This is a genomic window from Roseomonas acroporae, from assembly GCF_023223525.1.
In the GTDB taxonomy this organism is placed as follows: domain Bacteria; phylum Pseudomonadota; class Alphaproteobacteria; order Acetobacterales; family Acetobacteraceae; genus Roseomonas_E; species Roseomonas_E acroporae.
The window spans coordinates 1-338 of sequence record NZ_JALPRX010000284.1 but is presented as its reverse complement, the minus strand read 5'-3'; the positions used below and the strand labels follow the sequence as shown (position 1 = coordinate 338).

Here is a 338-nt window from a genome sequence, read left to right as displayed (position 1 = left end):
CGGCGTGCCGATCGTCTGCCCCGAATTGACGTAATGGATGCTGGAATAGATGGTGTACGGGTCGTTGGCGGCCACCTCGATGATGTCGATCTCGGGCGGCCAGCTACCGTCGCTCGGCGTCAGCCAGAAGGAGGAGAAGGCACCCTGCTGCGCGGGGAGCTTGGCGCGGATCTCGTAGTAGCCGTAGAGCTGCGAGTAGCTGCCCATGGTGGTCATCAGCCCCGAGGTGTAGGGCTGGCCGTTCGCCGTGCCGCTCGCCGACTTCGTCATCGTGATGTCGAGCACGCCGTCGCTGATGCTGTAGGGGTTCACGCCGACGGAGGCATCGGAGAAGTAGG

General features: G+C 64.2%; 1 protein-coding gene. It reads right to left on the bottom strand.

Annotated elements, in window-relative coordinates; genetic code table 11:
• Window positions 1-338: glycoside hydrolase family 16 protein (locus tag M0638_RS28540; protein ID WP_248670345.1), on the bottom strand; the 338-nt coding region annotated here is incomplete at both ends.